General features: G+C 67.6%; 19 protein-coding genes, 3 rRNA genes and 1 pseudogene. 21 read left to right on the top strand and 2 right to left on the bottom strand.

The window, feature by feature from the left end; all coding sequences use genetic code 11:
- Positions 1-9: 9 nt before the first annotated feature.
- Positions 10-507 carry a flavodoxin domain-containing protein gene (locus tag ACRRRO_RS20145; RefSeq protein WP_424797152.1) on the top strand — a complete coding sequence of 166 codons (498 nt, stop codon included), beginning with the start codon at positions 10-12 and terminating at the stop codon, positions 505-507.
- A gap of 30 nt (positions 508-537) precedes the next feature.
- Here the strand turns inward: ACRRRO_RS20145 and ACRRRO_RS20140 are convergent, their stop codons facing one another.
- Both ACRRRO_RS20140 and def read right to left on the bottom strand, forming a co-directional pair.
- Entirely contained in the window at positions 538-1,524 is a 987-nt protein-coding gene (locus tag ACRRRO_RS20140; RefSeq protein WP_424797151.1) for a quinone oxidoreductase family protein, read from the bottom strand.
- Between the two features lie 12 nt (positions 1,525-1,536).
- The gene (gene def, locus ACRRRO_RS20135; RefSeq protein WP_424797150.1) at positions 1,537-2,256 is read right to left on the bottom strand and encodes a peptide deformylase; all 720 of its coding nucleotides are present in this window, start codon (positions 2,254-2,256) and stop codon (positions 1,537-1,539) included.
- Between the two features lie 64 nt (positions 2,257-2,320).
- On the opposite strand from def, the gene argC reads away from it, so the two are divergent.
- The 20 genes and pseudogenes from argC to recN all read left to right on the top strand — a co-directional run bounded on the left by argC (position 2,321) and on the right by recN (position 25,012).
- On the top strand, positions 2,321-3,382 hold the full coding sequence (gene argC, locus ACRRRO_RS20130; RefSeq protein ID WP_424797149.1) for an N-acetyl-gamma-glutamyl-phosphate reductase: 1,062 nt from the start codon (positions 2,321-2,323) through the stop codon (positions 3,380-3,382).
- 36 nt (positions 3,383-3,418) lie between these two features.
- Complete coding sequence (gene argJ / locus ACRRRO_RS20125; RefSeq protein ID WP_434080750.1) at positions 3,419-4,537, top strand: bifunctional glutamate N-acetyltransferase/amino-acid acetyltransferase ArgJ; 1,119 nt, start codon at positions 3,419-3,421, stop codon at positions 4,535-4,537.
- Positions 4,534-5,455: pseudogene (gene argB / locus ACRRRO_RS20120) on the top strand (acetylglutamate kinase). Before argJ ends, argB begins: the two are co-directional and overlap by 4 nt.
- Positions 5,452-6,702 (top strand): acetylornithine transaminase, encoded by a 1,251-nt coding sequence (locus tag ACRRRO_RS20115; RefSeq protein WP_424797146.1) that lies wholly within the window; start codon positions 5,452-5,454, stop codon positions 6,700-6,702. The pseudogene argB and the gene ACRRRO_RS20115 overlap by 4 nt, the downstream one beginning before the upstream one ends.
- A complete protein-coding gene (gene argF / locus ACRRRO_RS20110; protein ID WP_424797145.1) occupies positions 6,699-7,643 on the top strand; it encodes an ornithine carbamoyltransferase in 945 nt (314 codons plus the stop codon). Before ACRRRO_RS20115 ends, argF begins: the two co-directional genes overlap by 4 nt.
- Entirely contained in the window at positions 7,640-8,170 is a 531-nt protein-coding gene (gene argR / locus ACRRRO_RS20105; RefSeq protein ID WP_424797144.1) for an arginine repressor, read from the top strand. The genes argF and argR overlap by 4 nt, the downstream gene beginning before the upstream one ends.
- On the top strand, positions 8,167-9,597 hold the full coding sequence (gene argG / locus ACRRRO_RS20100) for an argininosuccinate synthase (RefSeq protein ID WP_424797143.1): 1,431 nt from the start codon (positions 8,167-8,169) through the stop codon (positions 9,595-9,597). Before argR ends, argG begins: the two co-directional genes overlap by 4 nt.
- On the top strand, positions 9,597-11,030 hold the full coding sequence (gene argH / locus ACRRRO_RS20095) for an argininosuccinate lyase (protein WP_424797142.1): 1,434 nt from the start codon (positions 9,597-9,599) through the stop codon (positions 11,028-11,030). The genes argG and argH overlap by 1 nt, the downstream gene beginning before the upstream one ends.
- Complete coding sequence (locus ACRRRO_RS20090; protein ID WP_424797141.1) at positions 11,027-11,605, top strand: AAA family ATPase; 579 nt, start codon at positions 11,027-11,029, stop codon at positions 11,603-11,605. The genes argH and ACRRRO_RS20090 overlap by 4 nt, the downstream gene beginning before the upstream one ends.
- Positions 11,598-12,272 carry a DNA-3-methyladenine glycosylase gene (locus ACRRRO_RS20085; protein ID WP_424797140.1) on the top strand — a complete coding sequence of 225 codons (675 nt, stop codon included), beginning with the start codon at positions 11,598-11,600 and terminating at the stop codon, positions 12,270-12,272. The genes ACRRRO_RS20090 and ACRRRO_RS20085 overlap by 8 nt, the downstream gene beginning before the upstream one ends.
- A gap of 63 nt (positions 12,273-12,335) precedes the next feature.
- Positions 12,336-13,601 (top strand): tyrosine--tRNA ligase, encoded by a 1,266-nt coding sequence (gene tyrS, locus ACRRRO_RS20080; RefSeq protein WP_434080749.1) that lies wholly within the window; start codon positions 12,336-12,338, stop codon positions 13,599-13,601.
- Between the two features lie 553 nt (positions 13,602-14,154).
- Positions 14,155-15,679 (top strand): 16S ribosomal RNA (locus ACRRRO_RS20075).
- 393 nt (positions 15,680-16,072) lie between these two features.
- Positions 16,073-19,195: ribosomal RNA gene (locus tag ACRRRO_RS20070) — 23S ribosomal RNA — on the top strand.
- Positions 19,196-19,278: 83 nt separating this feature from the next.
- A 5S ribosomal RNA gene (gene rrf, locus ACRRRO_RS20065) occupies positions 19,279-19,395 on the top strand.
- The 16S, 23S and 5S rRNA genes sit together here, the layout of an rRNA operon.
- A 319-nt stretch (positions 19,396-19,714) precedes the next feature.
- Positions 19,715-20,359 (top strand): hypothetical protein, encoded by a 645-nt coding sequence (locus tag ACRRRO_RS20060; RefSeq protein ID WP_424797597.1) that lies wholly within the window; start codon positions 19,715-19,717, stop codon positions 20,357-20,359.
- The gene (locus ACRRRO_RS20055; RefSeq protein WP_424797598.1) at positions 20,356-21,411 is read left to right on the top strand and encodes an HAD-IIA family hydrolase; all 1,056 of its coding nucleotides are present in this window, start codon (positions 20,356-20,358) and stop codon (positions 21,409-21,411) included. The genes ACRRRO_RS20060 and ACRRRO_RS20055 overlap by 4 nt, the downstream gene beginning before the upstream one ends.
- A 41-nt stretch (positions 21,412-21,452) precedes the next feature.
- Positions 21,453-21,599 (top strand): hypothetical protein, encoded by a 147-nt coding sequence (locus ACRRRO_RS20050; protein WP_424797599.1) that lies wholly within the window; start codon positions 21,453-21,455, stop codon positions 21,597-21,599.
- A gap of 1 nt (position 21,600) precedes the next feature.
- Complete coding sequence (locus ACRRRO_RS20045) at positions 21,601-22,449, top strand: TlyA family RNA methyltransferase (RefSeq protein WP_424797600.1); 849 nt, start codon at positions 21,601-21,603, stop codon at positions 22,447-22,449.
- Positions 22,446-23,285, top strand: coding sequence for an NAD kinase (locus ACRRRO_RS20040; protein ID WP_424787867.1), 840 nt, complete (start codon positions 22,446-22,448; stop codon positions 23,283-23,285). The genes ACRRRO_RS20045 and ACRRRO_RS20040 overlap by 4 nt, the downstream gene beginning before the upstream one ends.
- Positions 23,282-25,012, top strand: coding sequence for a DNA repair protein RecN (gene recN / locus ACRRRO_RS20035; RefSeq protein WP_424797601.1), 1,731 nt, complete (start codon positions 23,282-23,284; stop codon positions 25,010-25,012). Before ACRRRO_RS20040 ends, recN begins: the two co-directional genes overlap by 4 nt.

Below are 25,012 nucleotides of genomic sequence, written 5' to 3'. Positions count from 1 at the left end.
TCTGGAGGTATGAAGATCTTGGTCGCGGTGGCCTCCACCTATGGCGCCACCCATGAACTCGCAGGCTGGATCCGCGATGCCCTCGCCGACACCGGACACTCCGTCACGTTGTCGTCGGTGGAGCAGGTGGAGGAATTGGCCGACTACGACGCGGTGGTGCTCGGTTCGGCGGTCTACATCGGCCGGATCCTGACCCACGCCCGTCAGTTCGCCCGCCGTCTGGAGAGTGAGTTCGCGCCGAAGCCGGTGTGGGTGTTCGCCTCCGGGATGAAGAACGTCACCGCCAGCCCGCTGCAGGACCGGTACGCCCAACCACAGCAACCGCCCTACTTCGGGGGCCAGTACCCGATCTTCGGAGGGCGGGTGGATCCCGGCCAACTCGGCCCGGCCGAACGGGCGCTGGCCGGGTTCATGGGCTCGCACGGCAAGGATGAACGCGATCGGGACACGATCGAGGCCTGGGCGCGCCGCGTCGCCGTGCAGGCGGATCGGGCATCGGTGGCCTGACCGGTTCGAGATCTGGGGCCCTGTGTGTCGTCAGGGGAGCAGCAGCACCTTTCCGGTGGTCTCCCGGCCCTCCAGCGCCCGGTGGGCGCGCGCGGCTTCGGCCAACGGGAACTGCGCACCGATGTGCACGTCGAGGCTGCCCTCGGCCACGGCGGCGAAGACCGCCCGGGCCCGGTAGCGCAGTTCGTCGGTCTCGGCGATGTAGTGGAACAGCGTGGGCCGGGTGACGAACAGTGAGCCGGCGCTGTTCAGGCGCTGCAGGTCGAACGGTGGCACCTGTCCGGAGGCTCCCCCGAAGAGCACCAGCATGCCCCGCATCCGGACGCTGGCCAGGGAGGCGTCGAAGGTGTCCTTGCCCACGCCGTCGTAGGCCACATCCACGCCGCGCCCTTCGGTGAGGTCGCGCACCGCCTGGGACAGTTCGGTGGTCATGTCGGTGAAGGCGTCGTACCGGATCACGTCGGCCGCACCGGCGGCCCGGGACATGCGTTCCTTCTCCTCGGTGGACACCGTGGTGATCACGCGCGCTCCGCGGGCCACCGCCAGTTGGGTGAGCAGCAGCCCCACCCCACCCGCGCCGGCGGTGAGCAGCACATCGTGGCCGGGTTGGACATTGAAGGCACCCTCGACGAGCATGTGCGCGGTCATCCCCTGCAGGGGGACCGCGGCCGCCGTGCGCAGGTCGACGTTGTCCGGCACCGGGACCACCTTGGTGGCCGCGATCGCCAGGAACTTGGCATAGGAGCCTCCGCCGCTGCCGGCCCAGGCCACCCGGTCACCCACGGCGATGTGGGTGACGTCGTCGCCGACCGCGATCACCTCACCGGCGCCCTCGTTGCCGAGTACGAGCGGGAAGTCGGCCGAGTACACCCCGGAGCGGACGTAGGTGTCGTAGAAGTTGACCCCGGCAGCGGCCACATCCACCACCACCTCACCGCGAGCCGGGGTGGGCTCGGGGCGCTCCTGGAGCTGGAGGACGTCGGGGCCGCCTGGTTCTTTCGCTTCGATGACCTGCATGAGGCCAATCTATTACCTGCCGTCCTCCAGCGCGCTCCGTTCGGGATACCGGGCGGGCTCCTTGTCCAGCAGGAGGGCAACCTCGGTGCGCCGGGTGAACACCTCCTCGCGCAGGTCGGCCATCTCGGCCAGGACCCGTTTGCGCACCCGCTTGGCGAGCAGGTCGGTGTAGATCTGTCCGTGCAGGTGACCGGTCTCGTGCAGGAAGCAGCGGGCCAGGTAGCCGGTGGCCTCATGAGTCAGCGGCTCGCCGTGTTGATCCACCCCGCGCACGCGCACGTGGTAGGGCCGGTACAGGTCCGCCCCCGGGCCGGGGACGGACAGGCATCCCTCGGTCATCTCCTCGGTCTCATCGGGGGAGATGACCTCGATCGCTGGGTTGATCAGGTGTCCCACGTGCCGCACGCCGTCGGCATCGGTGAGGTCGTAGACGAAGAGCTGGGCGTCCACGCCGATCTGATTGGCGGCCAGGCCCACACCCTCGGCGACGAGCATCGTAGTGAACATGTCGTCGATCAGGGCGGCGAGGCCGTCGGTGCCGAAGTCGGTGATGCTGCGGCAGCGCCGGTGCAGCACGTCCTCGCCTATTTCGGTGATCCGGCGCACGTTGCCGCGGCGGGCCATCGGAGTGACGGGCCCGAAGTCGGCTACGTCCTGTCCCTGTAGCAGGGTGCGCACCGGACCCTGGGCGGGGTCGGCGGGGTCCTCGGTCAGCTCGGCGGCGTCGGTCATGGGCACCATTGTCCCGCATCGTGCGGAGCAGGTGACCCGGACGTAGCCACGTGCGTGTATAGTTATGCAAATGTCTGTATCAGTCGCCGTGGCAGGTGCCTCGGGATACGCCGGCGGGGAACTGCTGCGCCTGCTGCTTGCCCACCCGCAGGTGCGGATCGGTGCCCTGACCGCCCAGAGCAGTGCTGGGGATCCGCTCGGGCGGCACCACCCCCACCTGCCAGAACTCGCCGATCGGGTACTGCAGCCCACCACCGCTGCGGTACTGGCCGGCCACGACGTGGTGATCCTGGCGCTGCCGCACGGTGCTTCGGGGCCGCTGGCGGCGGATCTGGACGAGGACGTCCTGGTGTTGGACTGCGGTGCCGACCATCGCCTGAGCGATGGCCTCGCGTGGGAGGCCTTCTACGGCACCGCCCACGTCGGCACCTGGACGTACGGCATGCCGGAACTGATCCTGGCCGGGCACGAGCACGCCTCGCACCAGCGCGACCTGCTGTCCGGGCAGCGCCGGATCGCGGTACCCGGCTGCAATGTCACGGCCGTCACCCTGGGTCTGCAACCGGGGGTGGCCGCAGGCCTGATCGACACCGCCGACGTGGTCGCCGTGCTGGCCAACGGCTACTCCGGCGCGGGCAAGGCCCTGGCGCCGCACCTGCTCGCTGCGCAGGCCCTGGGCTCGGCCCAGCCCTACGCCGTCGGCGGGGTGCACCGGCACATCCCGGAGATCGAACAGAACCTGCACACCGCCGGTGCCGGCCAGGTCGGCCTGAGTTTCACGCCCACCCTGGTCCCGATGGCCCGGGGAATCCTGGCCACGATGAGCGTGCCCCTTGCCGCCGGGGCCGACCCCGCGGCACTGCGCCCCGCCTGGGCGCAGGCCACCGACGACGAACCGTTCGTACAACTGCTGCCGCAGGACCAATGGCCGACGACGGCGGCCACGGTGGGTGCCAACCTCGCCCAGGTGCAACTCACCTACGATGCCCGGGCCGGCCGGGTGGTGGCCATCTGTGCCCTGGACAACCTGGTCAAGGGCACCGCCGGAGCGGCGCTGCAGTCGATGAACCTGGCCCTGGGCCTGCCCGAGACGCTGGGCCTGCCGACGACGGGAGTTGCGCCATGACAATCACCACCCCGGCAGGGGGTCCGGGCCGCCGGCGTGCACGCCGGGCTCAAGGCGCAGGGCAAGGACGTGGCCCTGGTGGTCAACGACGGGCCGCACCAGGTGGGAGCGGCGGTGTTCACCCGCAACCGGGTGACCGGTTGGCCGGTGCAGTGGTCTCGCGAGGTGGTGGCCGACGGCGTGATCAGCGCGGTGGTGCTCAACTCCGGCGGCGCCAACGCCTGCACCCCGGTACAGGGGCGCGAGCACACCCGCAGCACCGCCGAGCACGTCGCCACCCACCTGGGCCTTGAGCCCGAGGACGTGGTGGTCGCCTCCACGGGCCTGATCGGGGAACTCCTGCCGATCCAGACCCTGCTCGACGGTGTCACCGCGGCCACCGGCGACCTCAGCGGCACCGGTGGCGACGACGCAGCGCAGGCGATCATGACCACCGACACCGTGCCCAAGTCGGTGGCCGTGGACGGCGAGGGATACACCATCGGCGGGATGGCCAAGGGCGCGGGCATGCTCGCTCCCGCGCTGGCCACGATGCTCTGCGTCCTCACCACCGACGCCGTGATCGACACCGAGACGGCGCGCACGGCACTGGCCCGCGCCACCGCCACCACTCTGGACCGGATCGACTCCGACGGGTGCATGTCCACCTCCGACACCGTGGTGCTGATGGCCTCGGGGGCCAGCGGCCGGCAGGCCGACGCCGAGGAGTTCACCGCCACGCTGACCCGGGCCTGCGCGGACCTGTCCCGGGCCCTGATCGGCGACGCCGAAGGGGCCACCAAGGAGATCGCGGTGCAGGTCAACGGCGCCGGCTCCGAGGGTGCCGCCGAGGCCGTAGCCCGCGCGGTCACCCGCTCGAACCTGGTCAAGACCGCCATGTTCGGTCAGGACCCGAACTGGGGCCGTATCCTCGCCCAGGTGGGCACCGTGCCGCCGGAGGTGGCCGCCTTCGAGGCCGACCGCATCGACGTGGCCATCAACGGGGTGTGGGTGTGCCGCGACGGCGTCGCCGCGCAGGACCGCTCCGAGGTGGACCTGGCCGGCCGCGAGGTGCACATCCAGATCGAACTGCACGCCGGTGCCGCCGGAGCCACCGTCTGGACCAATGACCTGTCCCACGCCTACATCCACGAGAACAGCGCCTACTCCACATGAGCGCCGACACGACTCCCGACGATCTGGACCCCGACCTCAAGGCCGCGGTCCTGGTGCAGGCCCTGCCCTGGCTGGAACGCTTCGCCGGGGCGGTGGTGGTGATCAAGTTCGGCGGCAACGCCATGGTGGACGCCCGGCTCGAGCGGGCCTTCGCCGAGGACGTGCGGTTCTTCCGCTACGCCGGCCTGCAGCCCGTGGTGGTGCACGGCGGCGGACCCCAGATCTCGGCGATGCTGGACCGGTTGGCGATCTCCTCGGAGTTCCGCGGCGGCCTGCGCGTGACCACCCCGGAGACGATGGAGGTGGTGCGGATGGTGCTGACCGGCCAGGTCCAGCGCACCCTGGTCTCTGCGCTGAACACCGACGATCCCGCTGGCGGTGGGCCTGTCCGGGGAGGATGCCGGGCTGTTCCGGGCGAAACGACGCCACGCGGTGGAGAACGGCGAGAACATCGACGTCGGGATGGTCGGTGACGTGGTGGACGTGAACCCCCGGGCCGTCCAGGACCTGCTCGCCGCCGGCCGGATCCCGGTGGTTTCCACCATCGCCCCCGACGTGGACGATTCGGCCGCGGTGCTCAACGTCAACGCCGACACCGCAGCCGCGGCCCTGGCGGTGGCCCTGGGGGCGGACAAACTCGTGGTGCTCACCGACGTGGAGGGCCTGTATGCGAACTGGCCGGACGCCGGCTCACTGATCAGCCAGGTCCGCGCCGACGGGTTGGCCGCGTTGCTGCCCACGCTCGCCTCGGGCATGGTGCCCAAGATGGAGGCCTGCCTGCGCGCGGTCCGTGGCGGAGTTCCCCAGGCGCACGTGATCGATGGTCGCCGGGCCCACTCGCTGCTGCTGGAGATCTTCACCGACGAGGGAGTGGGCACGATGGTGCTGCCCGATGAGCCTGTGGAGGGGCGACCATGAGTGAACTCACCGATCCCGGTACGGCGCCGGCGCAGGTGTGGCAGCGCCGCTACGCCGGTGCCCTGATGAACGCCTTCGGTGTCCCGCAACGGGTCCTGGTGCGCGGGGAGGGCGCCTACGTCTGGGACGCCGACGGCACCCGCTACCTGGACCTGCTCGCCGGTATTGCGGTGAACGCACTCGGGCACGCCCATCCCACCCTGACCGGGGCGATCAGCGCTCAACTGGGCACGCTGGGACATGTCTCGAACTTCTTCACCACCCCCACCCAGGTGGCCCTGGCCGAGCGTCTCCTGGACGTGGCCCTGCCGGGGCAGGTGCCTGAGGGCTCGCGGGTGTTCTTCACCAACTCCGGCACCGAGGCGATCGAGGGCGCCTTCAAACTCGCCCGGCTGCACGGCGGACCGGGGCGTCCGCGGGTGCTGGCCCTGGAAGGTGCCTTCCACGGACGCAGCATGGGGGCACTGGCCCTGACCCACAAGGCCGCCTACCGCGACCCCTTCGGACCACTACCCGACGGCGTGGAACACCTGCCCTTCGGTGACACCGACGCGCTGGCGCAGGCCTTCGCCACCGACGGCGACAAGGTCGCCGCGGTGGTCCTCGAACCGGTGCAGGGCGAGGCCGGTGTGCGCCCGCTCCCGTCCGGGTACCTGGCGCTGGCGCGCACCCTCAGCCGTGCGCACGGGGCGCTGCTGATCCTCGATGAGATCCAGAGCGGGATGGGGCGCACCGGCCGCTGGCTGGCCCACCACCACGACCACCTGGGCGGCGGCGTCACGCCGGACGTGATCACCCTGGCCAAGGGCCTCGCCGGGGGCTTCCCGATCGGCGCACTCGTGGGCGTGGGGGCGGCGGGAGGTATCTTCGCCCCCGGCCAGCACGGCACCACCTTCGGCGGCAATCCGGTGGCGGCGGCCGCCGCGCTGGCCACGATCGGGGTGATCGAGCGGGACGGACTTCTCGCCCACGTCGCCGCACTCGGGCACGCCTGGCGAGCCGCTCTGGCCGGATTGGGCCACCCGATGATCGCCCAGGTGCGCGGTGAGGGACTGCTCATCGCGCTCGAACTGAACGAGCCGGTGGCCCCGGCGGTGGCCGCCGCCGCGCTGGAGCACGGCTTCATCGTCAACGCCGTGGGACCGGCTGCCATCCGGTTGGCGCCGCCATTGATCCTGCGCGCCGACCAGGCCGCCGACTTCACCCGGGCCCTGCCCGCCATCCTGGACCACGTGGAGCAGAGATGACCCGCCACTTCCGCACCGACGACGACCTCACCAGTGCCGAACAGCACCGGGTGCTCAGCCGCGCCCTGGAACTCAAGGCAGACCGGTTCGCCTCCACCGCCCTGGCCGGGCCCGAGTCCGTCGCGGTCATCTTCGACAAGCCCACCCTGCGCACCCAGGTCTCCTTCGCCACCGGCATCGCCGAGATGGGCGGGTACCCCCTGGTCCTGGACGGGCGCTTGGCCGGGATCGGCCGGCGCGAATCGGTGGCCGACGTGGCCCGTGTGATCGGTCGCCAGGTGCGCGCCATCGTCTGGCGCACCTTCGCCCAGGCCGACCTGGAGGAGATGGCGGAACTGGCCCAGGTACCGGTGATCAACGCACTCACCGACCAACTGCACCCCTGCCAGGGCTTGGCCGACCTGGTCACGGTGGCCGAGCACACCGGCGGCCTCGCTGCCGATCGGCCGGCCCTGGCCGGACGCTCGCTGGCCTATGTCGGCGACGGGTCGAACAATATGGCCCACACCTACCTGCTCGCCGGAGCCGTGGCCGGGATGGACATCCGGATCGGCACCCCACCAGCCTTCCAGCCCGAGGCACGAATCCTGGCGCGAGCGGAGCAGATCGCCCGGGGCACCGGCGGGTCGGTGTCCGTGCACACCGATCCGGTGGCGGCGGTCCGGGGCGTCGATGCGGTCGCCACCGACACCTGGGTCTCGATGGGCCAGGAGGATCAGGCGGACCAGCGGGAGGCACCCTTCCGCCCCTACCAACTCAACGCCGACCTGCTCGCCGCGGCTTCGTCGTCGGCCATCGTGCTGCACTGCCTGCCCGCCTATCGCGGCAAGGAGATCACCGCCGACGTGCTGGAATCGGAGGCCTCGGTGGTGTGGCAGGAAGCAGAGAACCGCCTGCACGTGCAGAAGGCGGTGCTTGAGTTCCTGGTGGGGGAGGCATGATCCCGACCACCAAGGCGGCCCGGCACGCCCTGGTCCGGCGGATCATCTCCGCCACCCAGGTGCGCTCCCAGAGCGAACTGCTGCAGAACCTTGAAGCCGAGGGCGTCAACGTCACCCAGGCCACCCTGTCCAGGGACCTGGAAGAGTTGCGGGCCCACAAGGTGCGCGGTACCGACGGCGTGGCGCACTACGCACTGCCGCCGGAGGGTCACGCGGTCGGCGTGGCCCCCACGGCCAGCGCCGAGGACCTCTCGGCCCGGCTGGCACGGCTGTGTACCGATCTGCTGATCGGGGCCGATTCCTCGGGCAACCTGGTGGTGCTGCGCACACCGCCCGGGGCAGCCCAGTTCCTCGCCTCGGCGATCGACCAGTCCCTGCTCCCGCAGGTGCTGGGCACCATCGCCGGGGATGACACGATCTTGTTGATCGTCACCGACACCGAACCCGGCGCTGCGGCGGCCGTGGCGGAACGCTTCCTCGCCCTCGCCGATGGCGACACCACCCACCCCGAGAAGGAGAACCAGTGAGCAAGGTACTGACACAACTGCCCGTCGGCGAACGGGTTGGGATCGCCTTCTCCGGCGGTCTGGACACCTCGGTGGCGGTGGCCTGGATGCGCGAGGCCGGTGCGGTGCCCTACACCTACACCGCCGACATCGGCCAGTACGACGAGACCGACATCTCCGGGATTCCGGGCCGGGCCAAGGTCTACGGCGCCGAACTGGCCCGCGCCCTCGACTGCCGCGCCCCCCTGGTGGAGGAGGGGCTGGCGGCACTGGCCTGCGGCGCGTTCCACATCACCAGCGCCGGGCGGGCCTACTTCAACACCACCCCGCTGGGCCGGGCGGTGACCGGCACCCTGCTGGTCCGGGCCATGCAGGCCGACGGCGTGGACATCTGGGGTGACGGCTCCACCTTCAAGGGCAACGACATCGAGCGCTTCTACCGCTACGGGCTGCTCGCCAACCCGAATCTGCGGATCTACAAGCCGTGGCTGGACCCGCACTTCGTCGCGGAACTCGGGGGCCGCACGGAGATGAGCCAGTGGCTCACCGAGCGTGACCTGCCCTACCGGGACAGCGCGGAGAAGGCCTACTCCACCGACGCCAACATCTGGGGCGCCACCCACGAGGCCAAGACCCTGGAGCACCTGGACGTCTCCCTGGAGACGGTGCAGCCGATCATGGGCGTGCGGTTCTGGGATCCCGAGGTGGACATCGCCACCGAGGACGTCACGGTGGAGTTCGCCGAGGGCCGGCCGGTGGCTATCGACGGGCGCGTGTTCGACGATCCGGTGGCGCTGGTGCACGAGGCCAACACCGTCGGCGGGCGGCACGGGCTGGGCATGTCGGACCAGATCGAGAACCGCATCATCGAGGCCAAGTCCCGTGGCATCTACGAGGCCCCGGGCATGGCGCTGCTGCACATCGCTTACGAGCGGTTGGTCGCCGCCATCCACAACGAGGACACCATCGCCACCTACCGCGATCAGGGCCGCCGGCTCGGCAGCCTGCTCTACCAGGGTCGTTGGCTGGACCCGCAGGCGCTGATGATCCGGGAGTCGATCCAGCGGTGGATCGGTTCGGTCGTCACCGGCACGGTCACGCTGCGGCTGCGCCGGGGGGAGGACTACACGATCCTGGACACCACCGGGGCGAACCTGTCCTACCACCCCGAGAAGCTCTCGATGGAGCGCACCGAGGGCGCGGCCTTCGGGCCCACCGACCGGATCGGGCAACTCACCATGCGCAACCTGGACATCGCCGACTCCCGGGCCAAGTTGGAGATGTACGCCCAGCAGCCGGTGGACCAGGGCCAGGTGCTGGTGGAGCACGGCACGCTGTTCGGTGCCCTGCCCGGAGGTGGAGCCGAGCGGATCGTCGCCAACCCCGAGGCCGCGGACTCCGAGCAGGACGCGCTGGACGCCGCGGCCATGGAAGCGGGGACGGACTGATGGCCGGCGGCGGTGCGGCCCTGTGGGGCGGACGGTTCACCGGCGCGCCGGCCGACGCCCTGGCCGCCCTGAGCGTGTCCACCCACTTCGACTGGCGCCTGGCGCTGCACGACCTGGCCGGGTCCCGGGCCCACGCCCGGGTGCTGCACGGAGCCGGGCTACTCACCGCCGATGAATTCACCGCGATGCTGCAGGTACTGAACGGTCTCGCCGAGGACGTGGCCGCGGGCCGGGTGCAGCCCGATCCCGAGGACGAGGACGTGCACACCGCGCTGGAACGGCTGCTGATCGAGCGGGCCGGACCCGAACTGGGGGGCAAGCTGCGCGCCGGCCGGTCCCGGAACGACCAGGTCGCCACCCTGATCCGGATGTACCTTCGCGAGCAGGGTGCCTCGATCGCCGCTGCTGTGCTCGACGTGGTCGATGCCCTGTGCGACCAGGCCGGTGCCCACCCACAGGCCCCGATGCCCGGGCGCACCCACCTGCAGCACGCCCAGCCGGTGCTGCTGGCCCACCACCTGCTCGCGCACGCCTGGCCGCTGCTGCGCGATGTGCAGCGGCTGGTGGACTGGGACGTCCGCGCGGCGACGTCCCCGTACGGCTCCGGCGCCCTGGCCGGGTCCTCCCTCGGACTGGATCCGGCCGAGGTCGCGGCCGAACTGGGGTTCGACGCACCGGTGACCAACTCCATCGACGGCACCGCGGCACGGGACGTGGTGGCGGAGTTCTCCTTCGTCGCCGCGATGATCGCGGTGGACCTGTCCCGCCTTGCCGAGGACGTGATCGTGTGGGCGACGAAGGAGTTCTCCTTCATCACCCTGCACGACTCCTACTCCACCGGGTCCTCGATCATGCCGCAGAAGAAGAACCCGGACGTGGCCGAACTGGCCCGGGGCAAGGCCGGGCGCCTGATCGGGGACCTGACCGGGCTGCTGGCCACCCTCAAAGGGATGCCGCTGGCCTATAACAGGGATCTGCAGGAGGACAAGGAACCGGTATTCGACGCCGTGGACACCCTGGCGCTGGTGCTGCCGGCGGTCTCCGGCATGGTGGCCACCCTGACCTTCCACACCGAGCGGATGGCCGAACTGGCCCCGGCCGGGTTCTCGCTGGCCACCGACATCGCCGAATGGCTGGTGCGTGAGGGTGTGCCGTTCCGCTCCGCACACGAGATCGCCGGCTCCTGCGTGCGGGTGTGCGAGCAGCGCGGAATCGAGTTGGACGAACTCTCCGACGCCGATCTCGCCGGGATCTCGCCCCATCTGACCCCGCAGGTGCGCGAGGTCCTCACCGTGGCCGGATCGCTGGCCTCCCGCGACGCCGTGGGGGGCACCGCGCCGGTGCGAGTGGCTGAGCAGCTCGGCCAGGCCCGGGCCGAGTCGGCCCGGTGGCGCCGGACGTTCACGGCACGGGAGCCCGCACCGTCCCCGTGAGTGCCACCGATGCCGCCCTGGAGGTGATCACCTCCAGGATCCGCCATGCCCCGGCGCGGTTGGGCCCTGGCGAGGATGCGCTCACGCTGGTGTGCATCGACGGGCCGGCAGGCTCGGGCAAGACCACCCTGGCCACCCGGCTCAGCCGACGGACCGGCGCACACGTGGTGCACATGGATGATCTGTACGAGGGCTGGTCCGGCCTCCTGGAGGTCTCCACCCGTCTGCACGAGCAGATCCTGGTGCCGATGGCCGCTGGGGAGCAGGGGCGCTACCAGCGCTATGACTGGCACCGCGGCGAGTTCGCCGAGTGGGTGGACGTACCACGCACCCCGGTGCTGATCCTGGAGGGGTGCGGAGCGGGTTCGGCAGTGGTGCAGCCCCATCTGGGTCTGCTGATCTGGGTGAGGGCACCCGATGACCTGCGACTGCGGCGGGGCCTGGAGCGTGACGGCCCGCAGTCGGAGGGCCACTGGCGCGCATTCATGGCCGATGAGCAGGTGCTCTATGCGCGCGAGCGTACGGCCGAGCGCGCGAACCTGCGCCTCGATGGCTGGGGCCGGCTCGATGAGTAGAGACCCCGGTGGGCCCGATCGCACGCCCGATCTGACCGACACCGCGGTGTCGGTGGCGCCGGGCCTGCTCGGATCGGTGCTGACCAGCCGGATCGGTTCCGACACCGTGAGTGTCCGGTTGGTCGAGGTGGAGGCCTACGAGGGTGGGGCCGATCCCGGCTCGCATGCCTACCGGGGACGAACCGCCCGTACCGAGGTGATGTTCGCCGCCGCGGGACACCTCTACGTCTACCGCCACATGGGGCTGCACCACTGCGTCAACATCGTCACCGGGTCACCCGGACGCGCCTCGGCCGTGCTGCTGCGTGCCGGAGAGGTGATCGAGGGGGAGGAGATCGCGTTCGCGCGACGGCGAGCGGCCGGGGTGTGTCGGTCCGCGGTCGACCTGGCCAGGGGGCCGGGACGGCTGACCGTGGCCCTGGGTCTGACCGGGGCGCACAACGGGTCCCGGCTGGGTGCGGACGCCGACGCACCGCTGCAACTGCACCGGCCCTGCGCCGGGGACCGGTCCGTGCCGATATCGACCGGAGCGCGGGTGGGCGTGAACGGCCCCGGAGGGGACCCGGCGACCTACCCGTGGCGCTTCTGGATCACCGGCGACCGGCACGTCTCGGTCTTCCGGCCGGGGCGGCCGGCCGGTCACCCCGGCTCCGGACGCTCCCGGTAGGGTTCGGACCGGCATCACCTCCACCCGGACGCGGCCTGCGTCCCCGACCTCGCAGAAGGCACGATGAGCGACATCCTTGCCGATCTCCGCTGGCGCGGCCTGATCGCCCAGTCCACCGACGAACAGGCCCTCGGGCAGGCCCTGAAGAGCGGGCAGGTGACCTTCTACGGCGGCTTCGATCCGACCGCGGCCAGCCTGCACGTGGGGCACCTGGTGCTCATCCTGACGATGCGGCGCCTGCAGGACGCCGGGCACCGTCCGCTCGCGCTGGTCGGCGGCGCGACCGGCATGATCGGGGACCCCCGCGACGTCGGCGAACGCGCCCTGAACTCCGCCGAGGTGGTCACCGAGTGGGTGCAGCGCATCCGTGGCCAGATCGAACCCTTCCTGGAGTTCTCCGGCCCGGCAGCGGCGCAGATGGTCAACAACCTGGACTGGACCAAGGACCTGAGCGCGATCGACTTCCTCCGGGACGTGGGCAAGCACTACCGCCTGGGCACCATGCTGGCCAAGGACATCGTGGCCCGCCGGCTTCGCTCCGACGAGGGCATCAGTTTCACCGAGTTCAGCTACCAGATCCTGCAGGGTATGGACTTCCTGGAACTGCTCCGCCGCCACAACTGCACCCTGCAGGTGGGCGGCGGCAACGACCAATGGGGCAACCTGTTGTCCGGGGTGGAACTGATCCGCAAGGCTGAGGGGGTCGCAGCGCACGCGCTGACCACGCCGCTGATCACCAAGTCCGACGGCTCCAAGATGGGCAAGTCCGAGGGTGGGGCCATCTGGCTCGATCCCGAACTCACCAGCCCGTACGCCTTCTACCAGTTCTGGTTGAACACCGCCGATGCCGACGTGATGCGCTACCTGAAGGTCTTCACCTTCCGCACCCGCGCGGAGATCGAATCCCTGGCCACGGACGTACAGGAGCGCCCCTACGCGAGGGCGGCCCAGCAGGTGCTGGCGCAGGACGTGACCACGCTGCTGCACGGGCGCGCCGCCACCGAGGCGGTGATGACCGCGAGCAAGGCACTCTTCGGACGCGCGGACCTGCGCGACCTGGACGCAGCCACATTGGCCGACGCCGTCGCGGAGATCCCCAGCGGTGCCCTCGACCTGGGCGAGGCAACGATCCTGGACGCCTTGGTGGCCGCCGGATTGAGCACCGGTCGCAACGCCGCCCGCCGCACAGTGGCCGACGGCGGGGCGTACCTGAACAACGACAAGGTCACCGACCCGGACCGGGTCCTGACCGAGAACGACCTGCTTGCCGGCAACGTGGCCCTCCTGCGTCGTGGACGGCGCAATCTCGGGGCCATCCGCGCCGGTTGACGCCCCCGGCGCCAACCTGGGGTGACCTGCGTCATACTTCCGTCGAGCAGCGGCCTCAACTGCCCGCCCGGCCTGCGGCGATTAGAGCGTTTGTGCAGGTCAGAGCGGGCACGAAAGCCAAAACCGGTCGGATCGGAGCGCCCCGGCAGAGATTTGACACCCGCCCCGGGGGCTCGTAATGTTACTTCTCGTTGCCCCGCAGCGAGAGGGACGGAAGCCGATCGGCGAACGGCCCGGCGCAGGGAAACACAAGCCCCATGACGAGGGCGGCGGATCCAGCAGGATCTACCGAACTCCGGTTGGACAAGCATCGCCCAGGTGATGTAGGCTTAAGAGGTTGCCCCGAGATGAGCCCGAGAGGGATCATAACGGTGCGCATCCGCTCCTTGAGAACTCAACAGTGTGTCATATCAATCAATGCCAACATTTGTTTGGTTAGATCGAACTCATACCCCGTATGGGATTCGATCCAGCCAGAATCATTAAGCGGCTCTTAACGGAGCCACTTCGTAATGTCGGTAAGTGCGGCTCAGGTCGCAGTTGCCATTAAGCATCTACGGAGAGTTTGATCCTGGCTCAGGACGAACGCTGGCGGCGTGCTTCATACATGCAAGTCGAACGGTGAAGCCAGAGCTTGCTCTGGTGGATCAGTGGCGAACGGGTGAGTAACACGTGAGTAACCTGCCCCAGACTCTGGGATAACCCCGGGAAACCGGAGCTAATACCGGATACGAGACGCACAGGCATCTGTAGCGTCTGGAAAGATTTATCGGTTTGGGATGGACTCACGGCCTATCAGTTAGTTGGTGAGGTAACGGCTCACCAAGACGACGACGGGTAGCCGGCCTGAGAGGGTGACCGGCCACACTGGGACTGAGATACGGCCCAGACTCCTACGGGAGGCAGCAGTAGGGAATATTGCACAATGGGCGAAAGCCTGATGCAGCGACGCCGCGTGAGGGATGACGGCCTTCGGGTTGTAAACCTCTTTCAGTAGGGAAGAAGCGAAAGTGACGGTACCTGCAGAAGAAGCACCGGCTAACTACGTGCCAGCAGCCGCGGTAATACGTAGGGTGCAAGCGTTGTCCGGAATTATTGGGCGTAAAGAGCTCGTAGGCGGTTTGTCACGTCTGCTGTGAAAACGCGAGGCTCAACCTCGCGCCTGCAGTGGGTACGGGCAGACTAGAGTGTGGTAGGGGAGGCTGGAATTCCTGGTGTAGCGGTGGAATGCGCAGATATCAGGAGGAACACCGATGGCGAAGGCAGGTCTCTGGGCCACTACTGACGCTGAGGAGCGAAAGCATGGGGAGCGAACAGGATTAGATACCCTGGTAGTCCATGCCGTAAACGTTGGGCACTAGGTGTGGGGCTCATTCCACGAGTTCCGCGCCGCAGCTAACGCATTAAGTGCCCCGCCTGGGGAGTACGGCCGCAAGGCTAAAACTCAAAGGAATTGACGGGGGCCCGCACAAGCGGCGGAGCATGCGGATTAATTCGATGCAACGCGAAGAACCTTACCAAGGCTTGACATATACGAGAAGCGGCTAGAGATAGTCGTCTCTTTGGACACTCGTATACAGGTGGTGCATGGTTGTCGTCAGCTCGTGTCGTGAGATGTTGGGTTAAGTCCCGCAACGAGCGCAACCCTCGTCCTATGTTGCCAGCACGTAATGGTGGGGACTCATAGGAGACTGCCGGGGTCAACTCGGAGGAAGGTGGGGATGAGGTCAAATCATCATGCCCCTTATGTCTTGGGCTTCACGCATGCTACAATGGCCGGTACAATGGGCTGCGAAACCGTAAGGTGGAGCGAATCCCAAAAAGCCGGTCTCAGTTCGGATTGGGGTCTGCAACTCGACCCCATGAAGTCGGAGTCGCTAGTAATCGCAGATCAGCAACGCTGCGGTGAATACGTTCTCGGGCCTTGTACACACCGCCCGTCACGTCACGAAAGTCGGTAACACCCGAAGCCGGTGGCCCAACCTTTTGGGAGGGAGCCGTCGAAGGTGGGACTGGCGATTGGGACGAAGTCGTAACAAGGTAGCCGTACCGGAAGGTGCGGCTGGATCACCTCCTTTCTAAGGAGCATCTGGCGCATTGCGTGTATTTGCACGTGGTGCGTCCAGGCCCACTACTCAGACGTACGTTCTGAGGTGGTGCTCACGGGTGGAACATTGATTGAGGAACGAGTGAGAGCGCTCGAGTCAGTACGGCCACTTCGTTGGTCAGGAACGCGCGGTGCTTGATCTCGCGACGCATGGCACACTGTTGGGTCCTGAGGGAGCGGGTGAAGAACCCATCCTTCGGACCCCGGTACGAGAACAGCAGAAATGCTGTGCTTGTACAGGGAGTACGTCGGTCCCGGCGGACCTTCGAACTACCGGCCTCAGAGCCGGCAAGCGGAGGAGCCCGGCGGGAACCGCCCGTAGCTTGAGAACTGCACAGTGGACGCGAGCATCTTTGATTTTTGTGGTCAAGTTTTTAAGAGCAATCGGTGGATGCCTTGGCATCAGGAGCCGAAGAAGGACGTAGTAGCCTGCGATAAGCCTCGGGGAGTTGGCAAACGAACCGTGATCCGAGGATTTCCGAATGGGGAAACCCAGCTGGAGTCATGTCCAGTTACCAATGCCTGAACACATAGGGCATGCGGAGGGAACGTGGGGAAGTGAAACATCTCAGTACCCACAGGAAAAGATATTCCGAGAGTAGTGGCGAGCGAAATTGGAACAGGCCAAACCGTAGGTGTGTGATAGCCGGCAGGCGTTGCACTTACGGGGTTGCGGGACTTGTCAGTCTGTACTGCCGTGCAGACAGAGAGTTACAAAATCGCGCTATAGTCGAACGACATTGAATGGTCGAGCACAGAGGGTGCCACTCCCGTAGACGAAATAGTGTGATCTCTCGACGAGTATCCCAAGTAGTACGGGGCCCGAGAAATCCCGTGCGAATCCGCAGAGACCACTCTGTAAGCCTAAATACTACCTGATGACCGATAGCGGACAAGTACCGTGAGGGAAAGGTGAAAAGTACCCCGGGAGGGGAGTGAAATAGTACCTGAAACCGATTGCTTACAACCCGTCGGAGCCTCCATAGCAGGGGTGACGGCGTGCCTTTTGAAGAATGAGCCTGCGAGTTAGCGGTACGTGGCGAGGTTAACCCGTGTGGGGAAGCCGTAGCGAAAGCGAGTCCGAAATGGGCGACTGAGTCGCGTGCCCTAGACCCGAAGCGAAGTGATCTATCCATGACCAGGTTGAAGCGCGGGTAAGACCGCGTGGAGGACCGAACCGACCTAGGTTGAAAACTGGGCGGATGAGTTGTGGATAGGGGTGAAAGGCCAATCAAACTTCGTAATAGCTGGTTCTCCCCGAAATGCATTTAGGTGCAGCGTCACGTGTTTCTTACCGGAGGTAGAGCTACTGGATGGCAGATGGGCCCTACAAGGTTACTGACGTCAACCAAACTCCGAATGCCGGTAAGTGAGAGCGTGGCAGTGAGACTGTGGGGGATAAGCTTCATGGTCGAGAGGGAAACAGCCCAGACCACCAACTAAGGCCCCTAAGCGTATGCTAAGTGGGAAAGGATGTGGAGTTGCACAGACAACCAGGAGGTTGGCTTAGAAGCAGCCATCCTTGAAAGAGTGCGTAATAGCTCACTGGTCAAGTGATTCCGCGCCGACAATTTAGCGGGGCTCAAGCATACCGCCGAAGTTGTGGCATTTACATTTGTGCTCGGTCCGATGGCTTGACCATCGGATCCAGGCGTGTAGATGGGTAGGGGAGCGTCGTATGGCGAGAGAAGCGGCGGAGTGATCCAGCCGTGGATGCCATACGAGTGAGAATGCAGGCATGAGTAGCGAATGACGGGTGAGAAACCCGTCCGCCGAATGACCAAGGGTTCCAGGGCCAGGTTAATCCGCCCTGGGTAAGTCGGGACCTAAGGCGAGGCCGACAGGCGTAGTCGATGGACAACGGGTTGATATTCCCGTACCGGCGAAGAACCGCCCATACCGAATCCGGTGATGCTAAGCGCCCGAAGCGCGGTTCGACTCTTCGGAGTTGTTCCGTGTGGAGCGCGCGACCCGAACCGGTAGTAGGTAAGCGTATTAACAGGGGTGACGCAGAAAGGTAACCGAGCGTGTCTTATGGCTTGGCACGTCCAAGGTTGTAGGGCGAGGTATAGGCAAATCCGTACCTCATATGCCTGAGAACTTAAGGTGACAGCGAATGCTGGAAATTGGCGATCCTATACTGCCTAGAAAAACCTCGACGCGAGGTTCTAGCCGCCCGTACCCCAAACCGACTCAGGTGGTCAGGTAGAGAATACTAAGGCGATCGAGAGAATCGTGGTTAAGGAACTCGGCAAAATGCCCCCGTAACTTCGGGAGAAGGGGGGCCTGAGGCGTGAACACCCTAGCGGTGGGAGCGTTTGAGGGCCGCAGAGACCAGGGAGAAGCGACTGTTTATTAAAAACACAGGTCCGTGCGAAGTCGCAAGACGATGTATACGGACTGACGCCTGCCCAGTGCTGGAAGGTTAAGAGGACGGGTCAGCTCTTCGGAGCGAAGCTCAGAATTTAAGCCCCAGTAAACGGCGGTGGTAACTATAACCATCCTAAGGTAGCGAAATTCCTTGTCGGGTAAGTTCCGACCTGCACGAATGGCGTAACGACTTCTCCGCTGTCTCAACCGCGAACTCGGCGAAATTGCACTACGAGTAAAGATGCTCGTTACGCGCAGCAGGACGGAAAGACCCCGGGACCTTTACTATAGTTTGGTATTGGTATTCGGTACGGCTTGTGTAGGATAGGTAGGTGGGAGACTTTGAAGCAGCCACGCCAGTGGTTGTGGAGTCATCGTTGAAATACCACTCTGGTCGTTCTGAATATCTAACCTCGGTCCGTAATCCGGATCAGGGACAGTGCCTGATGGGTAGTTTAACTGGGGCGGTTGCCTCCTAAAATGTAACGGAGGCGCTCAAAGGTTCCCTCAGTCTGGTTGGTAATCAGACGTCGAGTGTAAGTACACAAGGGAGCTTGACTGTGAGACTGACAAGTCAAGCAGGGACGAAAGTCGGAACTAGTGACCCGACGGTGGCTCGTGGAAGCGCCGTCGCTCAACGGATAAAAGGTACCCCGGGGATAACAGGCTGATCTTGCCCAAGAGTCCATATCGACGGCATGGTTTGGCACCTCGATGTCGGCTCGTCGCATCCTGGGGTCGTAGTCGTTCCCAAGGGTTGGGCTGTTCGCCCATTAAAGCGGTACGCGAGCTGGGTTTAGAACGTCGTGAGACAGTTCGGTCCCTATCCGCTGCGCGCGCAGGAAATTTGAGAAGGGCTGTCCCTAGTACGAGAGGACCGGGACGGACTAACCTCTGGTGTGCCAGTTGTTCTGCCAAGAGCACGGCTGGTTAGCTACGTTGGGAAGGGATAACCGCTGAAAGCATCTAAGCGGGAAGCCTGCTTCAAGATGAGATTTCCATGGGGCTTGCCCCGAGAGGCTCCCAGCTAGACTACTGGGTTGATAGGCCGGATGTGGAAGTGAGGACTAACGACTCATGAAGCTGACCGGTACTAATATGCCGATAACTTGATTACTCATTCAGAATTGAATGATGCTACGCGTCCACTGTGCGGTTCCCGAGATACGGTCGGGTTAACCGATGACATCTCCATAGAGTTGCGGCGGTCATAGCGAGGGGGAAACGCCCGGATCCATTCCGAACCCGGAAGCTAAGCCCCTCTGCGCCGATGGTACTGCGTGGGAGACTGCGTGGGAGAGTAGGTCGCCGCCGGACAACTTTTCGCTGAGGGCCACCCAGATTTTTCTGGGTGGCCCTCAGTCGTTTCCAGGGGTGTTTCATCCGCTTCCGGGGACGTTTCAACTCGATAGGGTGTAGCCGGTTCAGTCGAAGGTTCAGTGAGGCGACAGTGCGATCAAGTCAAACAGGCGGCGGCTCGCGCAGCCGGCCCGGGGGCTTCCGCGGGGACGGCGGGTCGAGGGCGTCTCGTGGCGGGTCAGCCCGTCCAGGACGCCCGGGCGGATCCGAACGGTCGCGCCGGCCCCGCGAAGCCGAACGCGCCGAGCGGGTTCCCGATCCCCCGATCGATCCCGACGTGGAGGCCACGGATCTGGACCGGGCTGCCCGGTCCAGGTTGCGCACCCTGTCCAAGGACAATGCCGAGGGTGTGGCCAAGCACCTGGTGATGGCGGGTGCTCTGCTCGATACCGATCCGCAGCAGGCCTACGCCCACGCACAGGCTGCCCTGCGCCGGGCCGGCCGGGTGGACGTGGTGCGGGAGGCCGTGGCTCTGACCGCCTATGCGTTGGGGAACTATGCGGAGGCGCTGCGTGAACTGCGTACTGTCCGCAGGCTCAGCGGGGTGGACGCCCACCGGGCCATCGAGGCCGACTGTGAGCGGGGTCTGGGCCGGCCCGAGCGGGCGCTGACCCTGGCCGCCGAGGCACCGCCGGGCATGAGCGCGGTGGACCGAGTGGAGCTGGCGATCGTGGCCTCCGGTGCACGGATGGATCTGGGCGAGCCCGAGGCCGCGCTGCTGACGCTGGACGGCGTCGCAGGTGTGGGCGGGCCGGCGGAGCAGATTCGGGTGAGCGAGCAGCGTGTCAACGTCCTCCGGGCTCTCGGGCGTGAGGCCGAGGCGGCGGCTCTGCAGGCGGAACTGCCTGAACCCGAGGATGATGACGTGGTCTTCCTGGAACTACCCGGGGAGGAGCACGGCGGCCGGGATCACCCGCGGTGACCGGCCTGAGCGGGAGCACCGCGCCGTTGCAGGACACCTTCGACTGTGCGCTGCTGGACCTGGACGGCGTGGTCTATGTCGGCGCCGACGCGGTGGAGCATGCTCCGGCGGCGATTCAGGTGGCGCGCGCCGGGGGCATGCGCACGGTGTTCGTCACGAACAACGCCGCGCGCACCCCGCAGACTGTGGCCGACCATCTCACCGACCTCGGTGTGCCGACCGGCCCCGAGGAAGTGACCACGGCCGCGATGGCGGCTGCCGCGCTCGTCAGTGCCGAGGCGGATGAGCACACCCGCGTTCTTGTCATCGGTGGCACGGGTCTGCGCCAGGCCATCACTGACGAGGGGCTGCACCTGGTGGAATCCGCCACGCAGTCACCGACGGTCGTCGTCCAGGGGTTCACCCCCGAGATCGCATGGCACGACCTCGCCGAGGCCGCCTATGCCATTGCGGCAGGAGCCCAGCACGTGGCATCCAACCTGGATGCCTCACTCCCCACTGAACGCGGATTCGCGCCCGGGAACGGAGCCCTGGTGGCGGCGGTGGTGGCCGCCACCGGCAAACAGCCGCGAAGCACCGGCAAACCCGGACCCGAGATCTTCCACCAAGCCGCCCGGGCGGGCGGTGCGCAGCGACCACTGGTGGTGGGGGACCGGCTCGATACCGACCTGGCCGGAGCCCGCGCCGCGCAGATCCCGGGACTGCACGTGTGTACCGGGGTGGACGGACCCACCCAGGTGATCCGCGCCGTCGTCGCTCATCGTCCCGCCTTCCTCGGCCTGGATCTGCGCGCGCTCGCCCAGGTGCACCCCGAGCCCACCCGCGCAGAAGGGTGGTGGACCTGCGCCGGCGCGGCGGCGCGGATCGAGGGCGAGGCGGTGGTGCTCCGCCGGGACGGTGGCGACGTGAGGCTCGGGGAGCAGACGAACGAGATGGGCGTGGATGAGGTCCGGGCCGCAGCAGCGGCCGCCTGGGAGGCCAGCGACGCGGCGGCAGTGGACTCGGTCCTGCCCGTCGATCTCCCACACGTGCGCATGGTCGACCAGGGCTGAGCACCGATCACGGTAGCGTGGGCACCGAAAGGAGGCAGGAGGTGAGCAGTGCAACCGAACACCCGGAGATCGCGGCAGCGCTGCGTGCCGTGGCAGACCTTCCCGAAACGGACCTGCCTGCGCACGTTCCCGCCTTCGAGGCGCTGTACCGGGCCCTGCAGGACCGGTTGGCCGAAGCAGAGAACTGACGTGTCGCGACGCGTGCGCCTGGATGCCGAACTGGTGCGCCGGGGTCTGGCCCGGTCGCGCCAGCACGCGGCCGAGTTGATCGGCGCCGGTCGGGTGCTGCTGGACGGGCAACGCGCCACCAAAGCCGCCACACAACTGCTGCCCGCCCAGCCTGTCCGCCTGCTTCCGGCCGACCAGGACGCCGCCCCGGAGTACGTCTCCCGAGGCGGACACAAACTGGCCGGCGCCCTGGATGCGCTCGGCGAGCGGGCACCGCGGGTGCGGGACCGCCGAGTGCTGGACGCCGGAGCCTCCACGGGCGGATTCACCGACGTACTGCTCCGGCGCGGCGCCGCGCACGTGGTCGCCGTCGACGTGGGTTATGGCCAGCTGGACTGGAAACTGCGCACCGATGAACGGGTCACGGTGCTGGACCGGACCAATGTGCGCACCCTCATGCCGGATCAGGTGCAGCCGCCTCCGGAGCTCATCACCGCCGACCTGTCCTTCATCTCCCTGACGCTGGTGCTGCCCGCGCTGCTCGCGCTCAGTGCCGACCGGGCGGACCTGCTGCTCATGGTCAAACCCCAGTTCGAGGTGGGCCGGGAGCGCCTGGGTTCGGGCGGGGTGGTGCGGGAGGAGAGTCTGCGCGCCTGGGCCGTGGCCGAGGTGGCCCGGTGCGCGACCGGGCTCGGTGCGGGTGCGCTGGCCGTGGTGCCCAGCCCGTTACCCGGGCCCAGTGGCAATGTGGAGTACTTCCTGCACCTGCGTCACGGCGCCGCGAGGGGTGCCGAGGCGCTGGCGGGGGAGGAACTCGCCGAAGCGATCGACACCGCGATCCGGACCGGGCCGGCTGGGGCGGTCCCATGACACGACGTTTTCTGGTGCAGGCCCACCCGCACCGTGCCGCGGCCAAGCGTGCCGCGGCGCTGGTTGCCGAGGAGCTGGGCCGCTACGGCATCCAGGCGGTCTGGCAGGCCGACGACGGCGACCTGGAACTCGCGATCGTGCTCGGCGGGGACGGCACCATCCTGCGCACCGTCGAACTCACCCGGTCCCGGCCCACCCCGCTGGTGGGTATCAACCTGGGTCACGTGGGTTTCCTGGCCGAGTACGAGGCGGAACAGCTCACCGACCTGGTCCGCCGTGCCGCCGAGCAGGACTACACCGTCGAGGAGCGCATGACCCTGGACGTCACCGTGCAGTATCCGGACGGCTCCACCCGCTCGGGATGGGCGGTCAACGAGGTCTCGGTGGAGAAGGATCAGCGCGAGCGGATGATCGAGGTGGCGCTGGGCATCGACGGGCGGGCGCTGTCCACCTTCGGCTGCGACGGGGTGGTGCTGGCCACCCCCACCGGCTCCACCGCCTACGCCTTCTCCGCCGGTGGTCCGGTCGTCTGGCCCGATGTGGAGGCCATGCTGATGGTGCCGGTGAGCGCGCACGCGCTGTTCGCCCGGCCGCTGGTGGTGGGGCCGAACTCCAGGATGTCGGTGGAGGTCCTCTCCCGCAGCCTGACCCAGGCGGTGCTGTGGTGCGATGGCCGGCGGCGACTGAGCGCGCCGCCAGGGGCCCACATCGACGTGCTGCGCGGCCAGCGGCCGGTCCGCCTGGCCCGGTTCAACACCGCACCCTTCACCGCACGGCTGGTGCACAAGTTCAACCTGCCCGTCCAGGGCTGGCGCGGGACGGGGCAGCAGAATTGATCGAGGAACTGTCCATCACCGACCTGGGTGTGATCTCTGCCGCACGGATCGAACCTGCACCGGGCCTGACGGTGATCACCGGAGAGACCGGAGCAGGCAAGACGATGGTGCTCAGCGGGCTCGCACTCATCCTGGGCCGCAAGGCCGACTCCGCCGCGGTCCGCCCCGGAGCGGAGCAGGCCACGGCCGAGGGCCGGCTGGTCCCACCTCCGGGGCACCCGGCGCTACGGGTGGCCACCGACGCCGGCGCACTCCTGGACGCCGGCGCCCTCCTGGTATCGCGCAGCGTCTCGGCCACCGGCCGCTCCAGGGCCCACCTGGGTGGTCGCTCGGTGCCGGCCGGACTGCTCACCGAGGTGGGGGAGTCCCTGGTCACCGTGCACGGCCAGAGCGACCAGCACCGGCTGCGCTCCACGGCTCACCAACGGGCCGCGCTGGACGACTTCGCCGGCCACGCCGACACCCTCAGGTCCTTCGCCCGCGCCCACCGGGAGCGGTTGGCGGCCGAGCAGGCACTGGCGGACTGGGACGCCGACGAGGGGCAGCGGGAAGCCGAGTTGGACCATCTGCGCAGCGCTGTGGCGCAGGTGCAGGAGCTGGAACTCCAACCCGGTGAGGACGCCCGGCTGCGGGCAGAGTCGGAACGGCTGGGCAACGTGGAGGACCTGCGCCTGGCCGCGACGAGCCTCTCGGCGGCACTGTCCGGTGGCCCGGACGCTGAGGGCGTGCACGTGCTGGCCCTGCTGGAACAGGCCCACCGGCAGGTGGAGGCGGCCACGGGTTTCGATTCCGATATCGCCGACTGGGCCACCCAGCTGGACCAGGCCACGTACGTGCTCTCGGACCTGGCGGGCGAAGCCGCCGGGTACCTGGCCCGGCTCGAGGCCGACCCGGCCCGGTTGGACCTGGTGCACCAGCGCCGCGCCTCGATCGCCCAGGCCGCCCGCACCTACGCACCGGCACAGGAGGCCGACGCCGACACCGACGCCGCCGACCGGCTGCTCGCCTTCCTCGAGCGGGCCGAAGAACGCATCGCCGATCTCACCGCACCGGGGGCGGGGCGTGAAGGGCTGGTCGCCCATCTGGCCGAGCGGACCGAGGCCGCCGAGACGCTGGCCACCACCATCACCCGGGGCCGCCAGCGGGCCGCCGAGACCATGTGCGCGGCAGTGCGGTCCGAACTGACGAGCCTGGCCATGACCGGGGCCTCACTGCAGGTGGAACTGCAGCCGCGGACCGAGCCGGGCGAGCACGGCGCCGAGGATGTCCGGTTCCTGCTCACCCCGCATCCCGGGGCACCGGCCCGGCCCCTGGGCAAGGGAGCCTCCGGCGGGGAACTGTCCCGGGTGATGCTGGCCATCGAGGTGGCCCTGGCCCGATCGAGGGCCACCGATGCCGAGCCGCTGCCCACGTTCGTCTTCGACGAAGTCGATGCCGGGGTGGGCGGCCGCGCCGCGATGGAGGTGGGCCGCCGGCTGGCCGAGCTCGCGCGGCATACCCAGGTGATCGTGATCACGCACCTGGCGCAGGTAGCCGCGTTCGCGGAGAAACACGTGGTGGTCACCAAGCGCACGGACGCCCAGAGCGTGACCAACAGTGATATCGAGCACGTGTACGGTGAGCGTCGCGAAGCCGAACTGGCCCGTATGCTCTCCGGCGAGGAAGATTCGCAGGCCGCCCGTCAGCATGCCGCTGACCTGCTGGCCCGCACGCACGTGCGACCATAG

It is taken from the genome of Sanguibacter sp. Z1732 (assembly GCF_051020515.1).
Taxonomy (GTDB): Bacteria; Actinomycetota; Actinomycetes; order Actinomycetales; family Beutenbergiaceae; genus CALKWS01.
The sequence above is the reverse complement of the archived record's forward strand: the minus strand, read 5'-3'. Positions and strand labels throughout refer to the sequence as shown.